The organism is Streptomyces sp. NBC_00510 (assembly GCA_036013505.1).
In the GTDB taxonomy this organism is placed as follows: domain Bacteria; phylum Actinomycetota; class Actinomycetes; order Streptomycetales; family Streptomycetaceae; genus Actinacidiphila.
In genome coordinates, this window is record CP107851.1 from 6,968,814 (window position 1) to 6,984,672 (window position 15,859).

18 protein-coding genes are annotated in these 15,859 nt (G+C 73.7%); 14 read left to right on the top strand and 4 right to left on the bottom strand.

Going from position 1 to position 15,859, the window contains the following annotated elements:
• Entirely contained in the window at positions 1-765 is a 765-nt protein-coding gene (hisF, locus tag OG937_31455) for an imidazole glycerol phosphate synthase subunit HisF (protein ID WUD75890.1), read from the top strand.
• A gap of 45 nt (positions 766-810) precedes the next feature.
• Here the strand turns inward: hisF and OG937_31460 are convergent, their stop codons facing one another.
• Positions 811-1,998, bottom strand: coding sequence for an MFS transporter (locus OG937_31460; protein WUD75891.1), 1,188 nt, complete (start codon positions 1,996-1,998; stop codon positions 811-813).
• Positions 1,999-2,001: 3 nt separating this feature from the next.
• Positions 2,002-2,178 carry a hypothetical protein gene (locus tag OG937_31465; GenBank protein WUD75892.1) on the bottom strand — a complete coding sequence of 59 codons (177 nt, stop codon included), beginning with the start codon at positions 2,176-2,178 and terminating at the stop codon, positions 2,002-2,004.
• 157 nt (positions 2,179-2,335) lie between these two features.
• On the opposite strand from OG937_31465, the gene OG937_31470 reads away from it, so the two are divergent.
• Entirely contained in the window at positions 2,336-2,947 is a 612-nt protein-coding gene (locus OG937_31470; GenBank protein ID WUD75893.1) for a helix-turn-helix domain-containing protein, read from the top strand.
• 20 nt (positions 2,948-2,967) lie between these two features.
• A complete protein-coding gene (locus OG937_31475) occupies positions 2,968-4,233 on the top strand; it encodes an MFS transporter (protein WUD75894.1) in 1,266 nt (421 codons plus the stop codon).
• 6 nt (positions 4,234-4,239) lie between these two features.
• Here OG937_31475 and OG937_31480 read toward each other — a convergent pair whose 3' ends face one another.
• Entirely contained in the window at positions 4,240-4,878 is a 639-nt protein-coding gene (locus tag OG937_31480) for a TIGR03085 family metal-binding protein (protein ID WUD75895.1), read from the bottom strand.
• Between the two features lie 39 nt (positions 4,879-4,917).
• Positions 4,918-5,706 carry a hypothetical protein gene (locus OG937_31485; GenBank protein WUD75896.1) on the bottom strand — a complete coding sequence of 263 codons (789 nt, stop codon included), beginning with the start codon at positions 5,704-5,706 and terminating at the stop codon, positions 4,918-4,920.
• 81 nt (positions 5,707-5,787) lie between these two features.
• Between OG937_31485 and hisI the strand changes: the two genes are divergently transcribed.
• The 11 genes from hisI to OG937_31540 all read left to right on the top strand — a co-directional run bounded on the left by hisI (position 5,788) and on the right by OG937_31540 (position 15,630).
• On the top strand, positions 5,788-6,135 hold the full coding sequence (gene hisI, locus OG937_31490) for a phosphoribosyl-AMP cyclohydrolase (protein ID WUD75897.1): 348 nt from the start codon (positions 5,788-5,790) through the stop codon (positions 6,133-6,135).
• 32 nt (positions 6,136-6,167) lie between these two features.
• Complete coding sequence (locus OG937_31495; protein ID WUD75898.1) at positions 6,168-7,688, top strand: anthranilate synthase component I; 1,521 nt, start codon at positions 6,168-6,170, stop codon at positions 7,686-7,688.
• Positions 7,689-7,745: 57 nt separating this feature from the next.
• Positions 7,746-8,423 (top strand): TIGR02234 family membrane protein, encoded by a 678-nt coding sequence (locus OG937_31500; GenBank protein ID WUD75899.1) that lies wholly within the window; start codon positions 7,746-7,748, stop codon positions 8,421-8,423.
• Between the two features lie 121 nt (positions 8,424-8,544).
• Positions 8,545-8,757, top strand: a complete 213-nt coding sequence (locus OG937_31505; GenBank protein ID WUD75900.1) for a hypothetical protein — start codon at positions 8,545-8,547, stop codon at positions 8,755-8,757.
• Between the two features lie 108 nt (positions 8,758-8,865).
• The gene (locus OG937_31510) at positions 8,866-9,282 is read left to right on the top strand and encodes a DUF2752 domain-containing protein (GenBank protein ID WUD75901.1); all 417 of its coding nucleotides are present in this window, start codon (positions 8,866-8,868) and stop codon (positions 9,280-9,282) included.
• A 148-nt stretch (positions 9,283-9,430) separates the two neighbouring features.
• Positions 9,431-10,240, top strand: coding sequence for an indole-3-glycerol phosphate synthase TrpC (trpC, locus tag OG937_31515; GenBank protein ID WUD75902.1), 810 nt, complete (start codon positions 9,431-9,433; stop codon positions 10,238-10,240).
• 338 nt (positions 10,241-10,578) lie between these two features.
• A complete protein-coding gene (gene trpB, locus OG937_31520) occupies positions 10,579-11,823 on the top strand; it encodes a tryptophan synthase subunit beta (GenBank protein WUD75903.1) in 1,245 nt (414 codons plus the stop codon).
• On the top strand, positions 11,820-12,629 hold the full coding sequence (gene trpA / locus OG937_31525; GenBank protein WUD75904.1) for a tryptophan synthase subunit alpha: 810 nt from the start codon (positions 11,820-11,822) through the stop codon (positions 12,627-12,629). Before trpB ends, trpA begins: the two co-directional genes overlap by 4 nt.
• Positions 12,630-12,704: 75 nt before the next feature.
• On the top strand, positions 12,705-13,601 hold the full coding sequence (locus tag OG937_31530) for a DsbA family protein (GenBank protein ID WUD75905.1): 897 nt from the start codon (positions 12,705-12,707) through the stop codon (positions 13,599-13,601).
• 75 nt (positions 13,602-13,676) lie between these two features.
• Positions 13,677-14,705: a prolipoprotein diacylglyceryl transferase gene (gene lgt, locus OG937_31535; protein ID WUD75906.1), complete on the top strand. Its 1,029-nt coding sequence runs from the start codon at positions 13,677-13,679 to the stop codon at positions 14,703-14,705.
• Positions 14,706-14,898: 193 nt separating this feature from the next.
• Positions 14,899-15,630: a VIT1/CCC1 transporter family protein gene (locus OG937_31540; GenBank protein WUD75907.1), complete on the top strand. Its 732-nt coding sequence runs from the start codon at positions 14,899-14,901 to the stop codon at positions 15,628-15,630.
• Positions 15,631-15,859: the final 229 nt, after the last annotated feature.

The following is a 15,859-nucleotide window of genomic DNA, read 5'->3' on the forward strand; positions in this document are numbered from 1 at the left end:
ATGACCCTGGCGGTCCGAGTCATCCCCTGCCTGGACGTGGACAACGGCCGGGTCGTCAAGGGCGTCAACTTCCGGAACCTGCGGGACGCCGGCGACCCCGTCGAGATGGCCAAGCTGTACGACGCCGAGGGCGCCGACGAGCTGACCTTCCTCGACATCACCGCCTCCTCCGGCAACCGCGAGACGACCTACGACGTGGTGCGGCGCACCGCCGAGCAGGTCTTCATCCCGCTCACCGTCGGCGGCGGCGTGCGGTCCGCAGAGGACGTCGACAAGCTGCTGCGCGCCGGGGCCGACAAGGTGGGCGTCAACACCGCCGCGATCGCCCGTCCCGAGCTGCTGCGCGAGATCGCCGAGCGGTTCGGCCGCCAGGTGCTGGTGCTGTCCGTGGACGCCCGCCGCACCGACGCCGGGACGCCGTCCGGCTACGAGGTGACCACGCACGGCGGCCGCCAGGGCACCGGCATCGACGCCGTGGAGTGGGCGCACCGCGCGGCCGAACTGGGTGCCGGCGAGATCCTGCTCAACTCGATGGACGCCGACGGCACCAAGGACGGCTACGACACGGAGATGATCGCCGCCGTCCGCAAGCACGTCACCGTCCCCGTCATCGCCTCCGGCGGCGCGGGCCGCCTCACCGACTTCCCCCCGGCCGTCGCCGCCGGCGCCGACGCCGTCCTGGCCGCCTCCGTCTTCCACTTCGGCGACCTGCGCATCGGCGAGGTCAAGCGGACCCTCCGGGACGCCGGGCACCCGGTGCGCTAGGCGCCCCGGACCGCGCGCCGCGCCCGTTCCAGCCCGCGACCCGGACTATCCCGCGGCCCGGACGGTGACGCGGTCGCGGGCCAGGAGGGGCCGCGCGGCGGCGAGGGTGAGGGCGGTGAGGGTGACGCCGCTCGCGGCGCTGACGGCGGCCGCGGCGAGGGAGCCGTCGGCGAGGATCAGGCCGCTGACGGCGGAGCCGCCCGCGATGCCGGTGGTGACCAGGGTGACCAGCCAGGCGAAGGCCTCGGTGACGGTGCCCGCCGGGGCGAGTTCGCCGGTGAGCCCGAAGACCACGGTGAGCAGCGGCGCGAAGAACACCCCGCTCAGCAGGGCGGCCGGCACCATCGGCAGCGGGCCGGGGACCAAGGCGAAGGGCCAGAAGGTGACGGCCATCCCGGCACCGGTGACGGCCGCCTTGGTGGCCGCGTCCGCCCGCCAGGGCAGGACGGCGATCAGCAGGGCGCCGATCAGGGCGCCGGTGGAGTTCAGCGCCAGCAGGGTGCCGGCGCCGCCGGGCAGCGGGTGGCGCTCGGCGTAGGCGACGGCGAAGACGTTGAACGTGCCCAGGGCCCAGCCGCATCCGGCCAGCGCGCACAGCAGCACCACGAGGGCCCGGTTGCGCAGCGGACCCAGCCAGTCGACGGAACGGGTGGCGGAGGCCCAGGCACGGGAGGGCGCGGAGGTCGCGACGGAGAGCGCACCCACCACCCCGAGGACGGCCGCGGCCAGCAGCGCCAGCCGGGCCGGGCCGAGCACCGCCAGCCCGCCGACCAGCAGCGGGCCGGCGATGAAGACCAGTTCCTGCGCGCCGGCGTCCACGGCGTACGCCGACTCCAGTTCGTCCGGCTCGACCAGGTCGGGCCAGAGCGCCCGCAGGCACGGCTCCAGCGGCGGCGAGGCGGCCCCGGCGACGGCCGGGCCGAGCACGGCCACCACCGTGCTGCCCGGTGCGGCGGCCAGCGCGGCGAAGCCGCCGGCCGAGACCAGCGCCGAGACGATCAGCACGCGCGGCTGGCCCAGCCGGTCCGCCCACCGTCCGAGCAGTGGCCCGCCGATCGCTCCGGACACCGCGTAGATGCCCCCGGCGGCGCCCACCAGCCGGTAGTCCGCGCCGGCCGCGCGGAGCGCCAGCGCGATGGCCAGGGCCGCCATCGCGGTCGGCAGCCGTCCGACGAGCGAACCGGACAGCAACCGGCCCACATGGGGCCGGCGGAGCAGCTTCAGGTACGGCACACGTCACCCACGGAGGTCGAGCTTTGCGGCGATCACGTCGTGCACCAGGGTCTCACCCGGCGCACGGTTCTCCTCCAGCCGGTTCTCCTCCAGCCGTCCGAGGTCCGTGGGGCCGAAGCCGGTCCGTACGTGTTGTGCCTGCCCGGCTCCGGGCGGGGGGCGTGAGGTCCCCGTCGGCATCGGCCGCGAAGTCCGCCTCGTGGCACGGGCCTTGACCGCCGTCGCCCTCACGGGTGGACCCCCCGACCGGCCGCCGTACCGCGCGTGGCCCCGATGTGCAGGATCAGTTGCGCAATTTCTATTGCGCAAATTTCCTTTCCTATCTAGCCTCCTGGGTATGCCCGAGGAAGAGACGGAAGAGACCTCCGCAGACCCCCGCAGGATCACCGACCTCGACGCGCTCAAGGTCTTCACGCACACGCTGCGCATCGAGCTCTACCGCGCCCTGTTCACCGCCCGCACCGCGACCGCCTCCCAGCTGGCCGACCAGGTCGACGAGGCGGTGTCGCTGGTCAGTTACCACCTGCGCAAGCTCGCCGCGCACGGCTTCATCACCGAGGCCCCCGGGCAGAGCTCGGACGGCCGCGAGCGGTGGTGGAAGGTCAGCTCCGAGCGCGGATTCACCTTCCGCACCTCGGACTTCGCCGACCGCCCCGAGGGCGCCGCCGTCATGGGCGAGGTGACCCGGCAGCTGCTCGCCACCCGGTACGCGCGCTACGCCGCCTACCTCGACCAGCAGTTCGCCTGGGACAAGGAGTGGACCGACGCGTCCTTCAGCTCCGAGTACATGCCCCGGCTCACCGCGCAGGAGATGCGCCGGTTCGGCGATGAGCTGGGCGAGCTGGTCATGCGCTGGGTCGACCGTGGGCGCGCCGCCGAGGAGGCGGGCGACACCGAGGGCCGTGAGCACGTCGCGGTGCACCTGTACGGATTCCCCCACCGGCCGTGAACCCCGAAGGAGGCGACCGCATGACGGCGCCCGCCACCGCCGCACCGTCCCTGTCCCCTTCCCGTGCCCCCGCCCACCGGGACGCCAACGTCCTGCGCTGGCTCGCCGCCTTCACCGCCTCGCTCGTCGGCGACGCCGTGTGGTTCCTCGCCCTGTCCTGGGCCGCCACCCGCGCCGGGGACCCCGGGCGGGCCGGCCTGGTCCTCGCGGCGGCCGCCGTGCCGCGCGCGGTGCTGATGCTCGGTGGGGGAGTGCTGGCCGACCGGTTCGGGCCGCGACGCATCGTCATCGGCAGTGATCTGACCCGGTGCGCGGTGATGTTCGCGGCGGCCGCGCTGCTCGCCCTCACCACCCCCGGGCTGTGGGCGCTGGCCGTGGTCGCGGTGCTCTTCGGCGCCGTGGACGCGGTGTTCCTGCCCGCCGTCGGCGCCCTGCCGACGCGCATCACCGGCCCGGACCAACTGGGCCGCCTGCACGGGATGAAGGGCATCGCGATGCGGGTCGGCAACGTGGCCGGCGCCTCGCTCGGCGGCACGGCCGTCGCGACCGGCGGCGCCCCCACCGCGTTCGCCGTCGCGGGCGTGCTGTTCGCGGTCTCGCTCGTGCTGCTGCTGGCCGTCCGCGTGGCCCCGCTGCCGCCCGACGACCGGGCCGCACAGGCGGGCGGCACCCCGTGGCGGGAGCTGGTGGACGGCCTGCGCCACATCCGCGGACGGCGCGCGCTCACCGCACTCATGGTCGTCATCGCGGTCGGCGAGCTCGGTTTCACCGGGCCGTTCAACATCGGCCTCGTGCTGGTCGCCGCCGACCGGGGCTGGGGCGCCGCCGGGCTCGGCTGGATCGTCAGCGGCTTCGGTGCCGGCGCGGGTGCCGCCTCACTGCTGCTGACGGTGCGCGGCCGGCTGCCGCGCGCCGGACTGGCCCAGGCCTGCTGTCTGGGGCTGGGGGCGGTCGCGGTGGCCGCCTTCGCCTTCGTCCCGGCGCTGCCGGGGGCGGTCGCCGTGGCCGTCGTGATCGGCCTCGTGGCGGGACTGAGCGGCGCACTGTGCGGAGCCCTGCTGCAGACCCTCACCGACCCCGCCTACCTCGGCCGGGTCAGTTCGGTGGCCGCGCTGTTCTCGCTCGGCGTCGCCCCGATGAGCTACCCGCTCACCGGGGCCGCCATCGGCGCCTGGGGTCCGCAGCCGGTGTTCGTCGCCAGTGCGGCGGTCGCGGCCGCGGGGGCCGTCGCGGGACTCGCCGCGCCGGCGCTGCGGCGGGCGGAACTCGCCCGCCGCCCCGGGTAGCCGGACTCAGGCGGTGATCCCGAGCCTGGCGTCGTACAGCCGGGTCACCGCGTCCTTGTCGCCCTCGGTCTCCACCCGGGCGGAGTCCTGCCGGCCGAAGGCGAACAGCAGCAGCTCGCCGGGCTCCCCGGTGACCGTGACGACCGGGGCGCCGCGGTGCGCCACCGCGGTCTGCCCGTCCGGACGGCGCAGCACCACGCCGACCGGGGCCTTGCGGCCCAGCAGCCGGGCGGAGCGCTCCAGCCGGGACCAGAGCAGTTCGGCGAAGACGGGGTCCAGTTCGCGCGGCGACCAGTCCGGCTGGGCCCGGCGCACGTCCTCGGCGTGGACGAAGAACTCGACGGTGTTGGCCGCCTCGTCGATCTGCTTGAGGGCGAACGGCGACAGCCGCGGCGGCCCGGTGCGGATCAGCCGGATCAGTTCCTGGAAGGGCCGTTCCGCGAACTCCTTGCGCACACGCTCCGACCGGTCCGCGAGGAAGGGGATGACCAGGCCGGCCGAGGCGTCACCGCGGCGCTCCCGCACCACGATGTGGGCGGCGAGGTCGCGGGTGGTCCAGCCCTCACAGAGGGTTGGCGCCTCGGGTCCGGCACTCTCCAGCAGGTCGGCGAGGAGCAGACGTTCACGCTGGGCATGAGTCGACATGCCGTCAGCCTACGTCCGGCCCCCGCCGGTGGGCAGCAGCTACGGCAGCGGTTTCGTCAGCTTCTTGCCGTCCAGCTTGTTGCTGAGGGTCAGGGAGCAGGAGATGGTGTCCTTGCCCTGCACCTGGTAGCCCGAGAGCTTCGGGTACAGCGCGTAGTAGTAGTACCCGGGGTTGTCCTTGACGTCCTTCAGGCGCTTGGCGGCGTCCGCCTCGCACAGCTTCAGGACCTTGGCCTTGAGCGCGGCCTCGGTGTCGAAGGTGCCCGTGATGGTCTCGTTGGCGATGACCTCGGCGTCGTGCGGGCCGTTGCAGGAGACCGTCGTGACCTCGGTGACGCCGCTGTCCAGGCCCGGATCGTCGAAGCACTGGCCGGGGCTGAGCACGACGTACTTGCGGAAGGTCTCGGAGGGGTCCGGCTCCGTGGACGCGGTCGCCGTGTCCTCGGTGGCGGGGGCCGAGGCCGTGGGGCTGCTGCTCGTGGACCCGGTGGCGCCCTTGTCGTCGTCCTCGCCGCCGCTCAGCGCGATCGCCAGGCCGCCGACGACGACGGCTATCAGGACGACCGCGCCGATGACCATCGCGGCCACCTTCGCGCCGCCACCGCTGCGCGGCGGCTGCGGCGGGGGCGGGTAGCCGTAACCGCCGCCCTGCTGAGCAGGCCCGGGGAACTGCGGCTGGTTCTGGTACGGCGGCATCGGCTGCGGCTGGTACTGCGGCTGCGGCTGGGGCTGGTACTGCGGCGGGCCGAAACCCCCCGGGGGCGGCCCGAAACCGCCGCCCTGTCCGGAGCGCGGGTCGTCGGGCGGCGACGGCGGAGGAAAACTCATGGACGAAGCATGCCCCATACGGGTGAGCGGGGTGAGGGCAGGAGCCGAAGTCACGCGGCCCGCAGCGGGCAGAATGGGGGTATGGAATCCCCGCTCGACCCAGCCGTCGCCGCCCGTCTCAAGCGCACCGCCGACGGCCTCGTCCCCGCCGTCGCGCAGCAGTACGACACCGGCGAAGTCCTCATGCTCGGATGGATGGACGACGAGGCGCTGCACCGCACCCTCACCACCGGCCGCTGCACCTACTGGAGCCGCAGCCGCCAGGAGTACTGGGTCAAGGGCGACACCTCCGGGCACGTCCAGCACGTGAAGTCCGTGGCCCTGGACTGCGACGGCGACACGATCCTCGTCAAGGTCGACCAGGTCGGCGCGGCCTGCCACACCGGCGACCGCACCTGCTTCGACGCGGGCGAACTGCCGCTGGCCTGAAGCGGCCGCGCCCGGGCACTAGGCTGCGGACCATGACCACGGGCACCGTCACCCCCGACCTCGACACCTTCCGCAAGCTGGCGCAGGACCGCCGTGTCATCCCGGTCAGCAGGAAGCTGCTGGCCGACGGGGACACCCCGGTCGGCCTGTACCGGAAGCTCGCCGCCGAGCGTCCCGGCACCTTCCTGCTGGAGTCCGCGGAGAACGGCCGCTCGTGGTCCCGCTACTCGTTCGTCGGCGTCCGCAGCGCCGCCACCTTGACCGAGCGCGACGGCCAGGCCCACTGGCTCGGCACGCCGCCGGTCGGCGTGCCGGCCGGCGGCGACCCGCTGGAGGCGCTGCGGGCCACGATCGAGGCCCTGCACACCCCGCGCGACCTGCACGACGACGCCGGCCTGCCGCCGTTCACCGGGGGCATGGTCGGCTACCTCGGCTACGACGTCGTACGCCGCCTGGAGCGCATCGGCGACCACGCCCGCGACGACCTGGGCCTGCCCGAGCTCACGATGCTGCTCACCTCCGACCTGGCGGTGCTCGACCACTGGGACGGCTCGGTGCTGTTGATCGCCAACGCGATCAACCACAACGACCTCGACACCGGCGTCGACGAGGCGCACGCCGAGGCCGTGCGGCGGCTCGACGCCATGACCGCCGACCTGGCCCGTCCCGTGGACTCCGCGCCCGCCGAGCTGCCGCCGTCCCGGCTGCCGGAGGAGGTCACCTCGCGCTTCGGCGGCGCCGCGTACCAGGCCGCGGTGGAGACGGCCAAGGAGTACATCCGGGCCGGCGACGCCTTCCAGGTCGTGCCCTCGCAGCGGTTCGAGACGCCCTGCCCGGCGAGCGCGCTCGACGTCTACCGCGTGCTGCGGGCGACCAACCCCTCCCCCTACATGTACCTGCTGCGCTTCGACGGCTTCGACGTCGTCGGCTCCAGCCCCGAGGCGCTGGTGAAGGTCGAGGACGGCCGGGCCATGGTGCACCCCATCGCGGGCACCCGCCCGCGCGGCGCGACGCCCCAGGAGGACCAGGCGCTCGCCGACGAACTGCTCGCCGACCCCAAGGAGCGCGCCGAGCACCTGATGCTCGTCGACCTGGGCCGCAACGACCTCGGGAGGGTCTGCGAGCCCGGCAGCGTCGAGGTCGTCGACTTCATGTCGATCGAGCGGTACAGCCACGTCATGCACATCGTCTCCACCGTCACCGGCAGCCTCGGCGCCGGCCGCACGGCCTTCGACGTCCTCACCGCCTGCTTCCCCGCGGGCACCCTGTCGGGGGCGCCCAAGCCGCGCGCGATGCAGATCATCGACGAGCTCGAGCCCACCCGGCGCGGGCTGTACGGCGGCGCCGTGGGCTACCTCGACTTCGCCGGGGACTCCGACACCGCCATCGCCATCCGCACCGCGGTGCTGCGCGACGGAACCGCCTACGTCCAGGCCGGCGCCGGCATCGTCGCCGACTCCGACCCGGTCAGCGAGGACACCGAGTGCCGGAACAAGGCCGCCGCGGTGCTCCGCGCCGTCGCCACGGCGGGCCGGATGCGCGGCGGGGCGTGACCGCCACCGGCGGGACCCGCGTGCCGGGGCGCGGGAGCGACGGGGGATAGTGGTCCGGTGAGCAGTTCCGTACCCCAGCCCGTACCCCGGCCCCGCACCGTCGCAGAACCGGCCGCCGAGCCCGCACCCCGCCCGGCGGCCGGCCGCGGCAGCCTCGTCCTCGCCCTGGCGAGCGGCGTGGCCGGCGCCGCGGTCGTGCTGCTGGCCTCGGGCAAGACCTGGCAGAAGGGCAGCGCCCCGTTCGCCGGCGGCGGGATGCCCGTCAGTGTCTCCGGCCACCAGGTCACCGGGGTGCCGGGCGCGCTCGCGCTGGTGGGACTCGCCGCCCTCGTGGCGGTCTTCGCCGTACGGGGAGCGGCCCGGCTGCTCGTCGGCGGGCTGCTCGCGCTGTGCGGGGCCGGGGCCCTCGCGGCGGCGCTGCTCGCGCTCGGCGACACCGCGGCCCTGGACGCCGCCGCGGCGACCGCCAGCGGCCTCAGCCGTACGACCGTCACCGGGGCCACCACCAGCGCCTGGCCGGGCGTCTGCGCGACCGGTGGCGCGCTGCTGCTGTTCGCAGGCGCCGTCGCCCTCCTCCGCGCGCGGACCTGGCCCGGGATGTCGAACCGGTACGACCGCGACACCCCGGGGGCGTCGCAGCCCGTCCGTACCGCCGCACCCGCCGCCGGCGAGGAGCGCCCCGAGGACCTGTGGAAGGCGCTGGACCGCGGCGAGGACCCCACCGAGGCGCCCTGACGCGCCGGGCCACCCCCCGCGCGCGGAGCGTGAGCGGAACGGGGGACAATGGCGCGTGACGCGCGCCATCGCGCGGGCGGAGCAACTGACGACCCTTTTGTAGAACGACTTGGGAGCACTCATGGCGGGCAACAGCCACGGACACACCCCTGCCGCCTGGACCGGCGTGACCATCGCCTTCATCGGCTTCTGCGTCGCGGCTGCCTTCGTCGTCCTGGCGGAGCCGATCGGTATGTTCGCCGGCCTGGCGGTCGCCGCCCTGGGCGGTCTGGTCGGTCTCGGCATGCGCGCCGCGGGCCTCGGCAAGCCGGTGCCGGAGAAGCAGCACGGCTGACCCGGGCACGGACTCCGCAGCCGCCGCCGGCGCATCCGCCGGCGGCGGTTGCGTCCTTTCCGGCCATCCCGGGTGTCCCCGGCGGGCGCGGCGCGGGACAATCACCGCGTGACCGAGACCGCCGCCAGGCCGAAGCCGATTGCCCTCGCCGCCCCGCTGGGCGTGCTCGGCGGTGTCGCCGCCGCCTTCGCGTACGTCGGCACCTTCGACCCGAACGAGGCCGGGCACTACCCGGTCTGCCCCCTGCTGCACTACACGGGCCTGTACTGCCCCGGCTGCGGCGGACTGCGCAGCGCGTACGCGGTCATGCACGGCGACTTCGGCACGGCGTTCGGCCTCAACGCGCTGGCCGTGGCGGGCTACCTGCTCTTCGCCGTGGTGTGGACGGTCTGGCTCACCCGGACGCTGCGCGGCCGGCCCTTCCCGCTCGCGCTGCGGGCCGTCCACTGGTGGGCGATCACGGGTGTCGTGCTGCTCTTCACCGTCGTCCGGAACCTTCCGTTCGGGACCGCGCTGGCGCCCTGACCAGCGACGAAGGGGCGCCCGGACCGTCCGTCCGGTGGGCCCCCGCCCCGCCGGATGCGGGTCCTCCGCCCACCGGCGGTTACCATCGCAGTGCTGGTGGAACATCTCACTGGCTTGATCGTTTCGCTTTCGGAAGGGGTCCTCTCGCGTGAGTGTGCTCGACGAGATCATCGACGGAGTCCGCGAGGACCTCGCCGAGCGGCAGGCCCGGGTCTCCCTCGACGAGCTCAAGGAGCGGGCGGCGAAGGCGCGCGACGCCAAGGACGGCGTGGCGGCCCTGCGCGGGGACAGCGTCAAGGTCATCTGCGAGGTCAAGCGGTCCAGCCCCTCCAAGGGTGCTCTGGCCGCCATCGCCGACCCCGCGGGCCTGGCCGCGGACTACGAGGCGGGCGGCGCCGCCGTCATCTCGGTCCTCACCGAGCAGCGCCGCTTCGGCGGCTCGCTGGCCGACCTCGAGGCCGTCCGGGCCAAGGTCGACATCCCCGTGCTCCGCAAGGACTTCATCGTCACCGCCTACCAGCTCTGGGAGGCCCGCGCCTACGGTGCCGACCTGGCGCTGCTGATCGTCGCGGCGCTGGAGCAGGACGCGCTGGTCTCCCTGATCGAGCGGGCCGGGTCCATCGGGCTCACCCCGCTGGTCGAGGTGCACGACGAGGAGGAGGTCGAGCGCGCCGTCGACGCGGGCGCCCGCATCATCGGCGTCAACGCGCGCAACCTCAAGACCCTCGAGGTCGACCGCGGCACCTTCGCCCGCGTCGCCCCGGAGATCCCGGACCACATCGTCAAGGTGGCCGAGTCCGGCGTCCGCGGCCCGCACGACCTCATCGCCTACGCCAACGACGGCGCCGACGCCGTCCTCGTCGGCGAGTCCCTGGTGACCGGCCGCGACCCCAAGGCCGCCGTGGCCGACCTCGTGGCCGCCGGCGCGCACCCCGCGCTGCGCCACGGACGGGGCTGACCGGCACCATGACGACCTACGCGCGGCTGGCCCGGGGCTGCCGTCCCCGTGGCTGCCGCGCGCCCGCGCGGCGCGTCCTCGGCCGCCGCGTGCGCTACCACATCGGCTGCGAGCCGGGTCAGATCAACGGGCGCCGATGGCGCTGACGGCAGCGCCGTCCTCCTGATGACCGGGGCACGGGCGTGCCCACCGGCGTACCGCCGGTGAGCGTCCCGCCGTGCTCCCCGGCCGCGGGCGTGCGCATGCCGCCGGCGGCGCCGAACGCGCCGTAACGTGACCATTGGTACGCGAAACCCTGGGGGCTGCCGACGCGCGCCCCCGAAGGAGCCGAGAACGTCATGTCCGAAGACTTCTTCATCCCCGACCCCGAGGGCCGGGTGCCCAGTGCCGAGGGCTACTTCGGCCGGTTCGGCGGCAAGTTCATCCCGGAGGCGCTGGTCGCCGCCGTGGACGAGGTCGCCGTGGAGTACGACAAGGCGAAGTCCGATCCGGCCTTCGCCGCGGAACTGAACGACCTGCTGGTGCACTACACCGGCCGCCCGAGCCCGCTCACCGAGGTGCCGCGGTTCGCGGAGCACGCCGGCGGGGCGCGGGTCTTCCTCAAGCGGGAGGACCTCAACCACACCGGCTCGCACAAGATCAACAACGTGCTGGGCCAGGCGCTGCTCACCAAGCGCATGGGCAAGACCCGGGTCATCGCCGAGACCGGCGCCGGCCAGCACGGCGTGGCCACGGCCACCGCCTGCGCCCTGTTCGGCCTGGAGTGCACCATCTACATGGGCGAGGTCGACACCGAGCGCCAGGCGCTCAACGTCGCCCGCATGCGCATCCTGGGCGCCGAGGTCATCCCCGTGAAGTCGGGCAGCCGCACGCTGAAGGACGCGATCAACGAGGCGTTCCGCGACTGGGTCGCCAACGTGGACCGCACCCACTACCTCTTCGGCACGGTCGCGGGCCCGCACCCCTTCCCGGCGATGGTGCGCGACTTCCACCGCGTCATCGGCGTCGAGGCCCGCCGCCAGATCCTGGAGCGCGCGGGCCGGCTGCCGGACGTGGTCGCCGCCTGCGTGGGCGGCGGGTCCAACGCGATCGGCCTGTTCCACGCCTTCATCCCGGACGAGTCCGTGCGCCTGGTGGGCCTGGAGGCGGCCGGCCACGGCGTGGAATCCGGCGAGCACGCGGCGACGCTCACCGTCGGCGAGCCGGGCATCCTGCACGGCTCCCGCTCCTACGTCCTGCAGGACGACGAGGGCCAGATCACCGAGCCCTACTCGATCTCGGCCGGCCTGGACTACCCCGGCATCGGCCCCGAGCACGCCTACCTCAAGGAGACCGGCCGCGCCGAGTACCGCCCGGTCACCGACGACGAGGCGATGCAGGCGCTGCGCCTGCTGTCCCGCACCGAGGGCATCATCCCGGCCATCGAGAGCGCCCACGCCCTCGCCGGCGCGCTGGGGGTCGGCCGGGAGCTGGGCGAGGAGGGCCTGGTCCTGGTCAACCTCTCCGGCCGCGGCGACAAGGACATGGACACGGCCGCCCGCTACTTCGGGCTGTACGACGAGGCTGAAGGAGCACAGCGGTGAGCGGGCAGATCGAGCTGCTGGACCGGACCCTGGCCGGGGCCAGGGCCGAGGGGCGCGCCGCCCTGGTGGCCTACCTCCCGGCCGGCTTCCCGACCGTGGAGGGCGGCATCGAGGCGGCGAAGGCGGCCCTGGAGGGCGGTGCCGACGTCCTCGAGATCGGCCTGCCGCACAGCGACCCCGTGCTGGACGGCCCGGTCATCCAGACCGCGGACGACATCGCGCTGCGCGGCGGCGTGCGGATCAAGGACGTGCTGCGCACGGTGCGGGAGGCGCACGCCGCGACCGGGAAGCCGATCCTGGTCATGACGTACTGGAACCCGGTGGACCGCTACGGCACCGAGCGTTTCGCCGCCGAGCTGGCCGAGGCGGGCGGCGCGGGCTGCATCCTGCCGGACCTGCCGGTGGAGGAGTCCGAGGTGTGGCGGAAGGCCGCCGAGCAGCACGGACTGGCCACCGTCTTCGTGGTCGCCCCGAGCAGCCGGGACGAACGGCTGGCGAAGATCACGGCGGCGGGCTCCGGCTTCGTCTACGCGGCCTCGCTGATGGGCGTCACCGGCACCCGCGAGAGCGTCGGCGCCGAGGCGGCCGACCTGGTGCGGCGCACCCGCGCCCAGACCGAACTGCCGGTCTGCGTGGGCCTGGGCGTCTCCAACGCCGCCCAGGCGGCCGAGGTGGCGGGCTTCGCGGACGGGGTGATCGTCGGCTCGGCGTTCGTCAAGCGGCTGCTCGACGCGCCGGACCTGGAGCAGGGCCTGGCCGGGGTGCGCGAGCTGGCGGCGGACCTCGCCCAGGGTGTCCGCCGGTAGCGGAGCCTCACTCTTCCGGGCGAAACATGGGCCGGGGGTACGCGCGAGCGTGCCCCCGGTTCGTTGTGCCTGGGTGTGAGCGAGAAGAACCGTGAAGGAAAGCGCAGTGCCCGGGACCGGCTGCAGGAGCAGCGCGCGGAGGACGAGCGCCGGCACAAGCGCAAGAGGACGCTGATCGTCGCGGGCTCCGTGGTGGGGGTCCTGGCCGTCGGCGCCGTCATCGGGGTCGTGGTGGCGGGCAGCAGCGGTGGTTCCGGCGCCCCGGCCGTCACCCCGGTGGGCGCGACCGGCAAGGACAAGCTGGCCCTCCCCAACGGCGCGAGCGACGCCCCGTCCACCCTGACCGTGTACGAGGACTTCCGGTGCCCGGCCTGCGCGGCCTACGAGAACGAACTCCGCGACACCATCCACGGCCTCCAGGACCAGGGCCAGCTCAAGGTCGAGTACCACCTCGTCCGGCTCATCGACGGGAACCTGGGCGGCACCGGCTCGCTCAACGCCGCCAACGCCGCGGCCTGCGCGCAGGACGAGGGCAAGTTCCGCGCCTACCACGACGTCCTCTACCAGAACCAGCCGCAGGAGAACGACGACCACTTCGCCGACAAGACCTACCTGCTGGAGCTGGCGGGCAAGGTGCCGGGGCTGAAGACCGACGCCTTCACCACCTGCGTGAAGGACGGCACGTACGACGACTGGGTGAACGCCAACAACGAGGCCTTCGGCGCCGCCGGCTTCAACTCCACGCCCACCATCCTGCTCAACGGCGGGGAGAACCTGCTCGCCAAGGGGCAGCCCAACCTGACCGCGGACCGGCTGAAGCAGCTGGTCACCGAGGCCAACAAGGGCAAGAAGCCCGGCACCGCGACGCAGGGCGCCACCCCGCCGAGCGCGTCCGGGTCGCCCGGTGCGCCGGGATCGGCGAGCGGCTCCGCGCCCGCGGGAGGCTCGCCCGCGGCCTCGCAGGGCGGCTGAGCTCCCGCCCGTTATCCAGCCGTTGCCGGGCGGGTGCCCGCCGCACCCGCCCGGCACGGTAGCGTCGGCAGTGCCATGGAACTCATCGCCTTCATCCCCAGCCCGTCGCGCGGGGTCATCCACTTCGGCCCCATCCCTCTGCGCGGCTATGCCTTCTGCATCATCATCGGTGTCTTCGTGGCCGTGTGGCTCGGCGGCAGGCGATGGGTCGCCCGCGGCGGACTGAAGACCACGGTCGCCGACATCGCCGTCTGGGCGGTGCCCTTCGGCCTGGTCGGCGGCCGCCTCTACCACGTGATCACCAGTTACGAGCTCTACTTCGGTGAGGGCAAGGACTGGATCAACGCGTTCAAGATCTGGGAGGGCGGCCTCGGCATCTGGGGCGCCATCGCCCTGGGCGCTCTCGGCGCCTGGATCGGCTGCCGGCGCCGCGGTATCTCGCTGCCCGCGTACGCCGACGCCGTGGCCCCGGGCATCGCCTTCGCCCAGGCCATCGGCCGCTGGGGCAACTGGTTCAACCAGGAGCTGTACGGGCGCGCCACCGATCTGCCCTGGGCGCTGAAGATCGACAGCGCCCACCGGCCGGCGGACAGCCTGGACGTCGCGACGTACCACCCGACCTTCCTCTACGAGTCGCTGTGGTGCGTGGGCGTGGCCCTGCTGGTTATCTGGGCCGACCGGCGCTTCCGGCTCGGCCACGGCCGCGCCTTCGCGCTCTACGTCGCGGCGTACACCGTCGGGCGCTTCTGGATCGAGTACCTGCGCGTCGACGACGCCCACCACGTCCTCGGCCTGCGTCTCAACGACTGGACGTCGATCCTGGTCTTCGTCGCCGCCGTGGTCTACATCGTGGTCTCGGCGAGGCTGCGGCCGGGCCGTGAGGAGGTCGTCGAGCCGGCGGCCGTCGCCGCGGCCGAGGCCCCCGCGGAGGGGACGGACCCCGAGGCGAAGGCCAAGGACGCCGAGGACGCCAAGGGCGAGCAGGCGACTGACGCGGACGCCGAGAAGACCGAAGCCGACGAGGCGGAGCCCGGCCCGGACCGGGACGAGGAGGACGGCGCCGTCCCCGTCGACGCCGAGGCCAAGCCCGCCAAGAACCTCTGACGCGTACGTCGCGCAGCACGCGGCCGCCGTTCACCACCCTGGTGACGGCGGCCGCGGCGTTTCCCCTCCGGGCGCGTTTTCGCAGGTAAGGCAGGCTTTCCTTGCTGGAAACGCAGGGAATTCGAGCGTACGGTCGAGGCGTTCGAGGGAGGGACGCGGGGATCGCCGCCCCGGGGGAAGGAGCACATCGACCATGCCGTCAGCCGTGGAGGACGAGCGGGTCGCGCCGTACCACGTGGCGCACCACACCCACCGGGACGTCAGCGGCGGCTGGCTGCGTCCGGCCGTGTTCGGGGCGATGGACGGTCTGGTGTCGAACCTCGCGCTCATGACCGGCGTCGCCGGCGGCAACGTCGCCCCCTCGACCATCGTGATCACCGGATTGGCGGGACTCGCGGCGGGCGCTTTCTCGATGGCCGCGGGCGAGTACACCTCCGTCGCCTCCCAGCGGGAGCTGGTCCAGGCGGAGCTGGACGTCGAGCGGCTGGAGCTGCGCCGCAACCCCAAGGACGAGCTGCGCGAACTGGCCGCGCTGTACGTCGCCCGGGGCGTCGAGCCGGAGCTGGCCGAAGAGGTGGCCCGGCAGATGTCCAGGGACCCGGAGCAGGCCCTGGAGATCCACGCCCGCGAGGAGCTGGGCGTCGACCCGACCGACCTTCCGTCGCCGCTGGTGGCGGCCGGTTCCTCGTTCCTGTCCTTCGGCGTGGGCGCCCTGCTGCCGGTGCTCCCGTACCTGATCGGCGCAACGGTGGTCTGGCCCGCGGTGATCGTCGCGCTGTTCGGTCTCTTCCTCTGCGGGGCGGCTGTGGCCCGTGTGACGGCGCGCAGCTGGTGGTTCAGCGGACTTCGGCAGCTCGTCTTGGGCGGAGCCGCCGCCGGGGTTACCTTCGTTCTGGGCGCGCTGTTCGGCACCGCCGTCGGCTGAGCCGGGTGACGGCCACAAGCCACTTGTTACCCGCTCGTTTCAGCGCGACCAACAGAGGGCATCAGTCTGTGGCGCCGTGGGCAGTGTCGCCTGCGTCTCACGTGAGCGATGCTGGCCCATACTGCCTGCTCGTAGCGCTGCTTAGTCCACATGATGGAACTGGCTATCCACTTTTCGGCCATCCGGCCATCATGTAACCTGCACGAAATCGCAGAGGGCCAACGTCGTC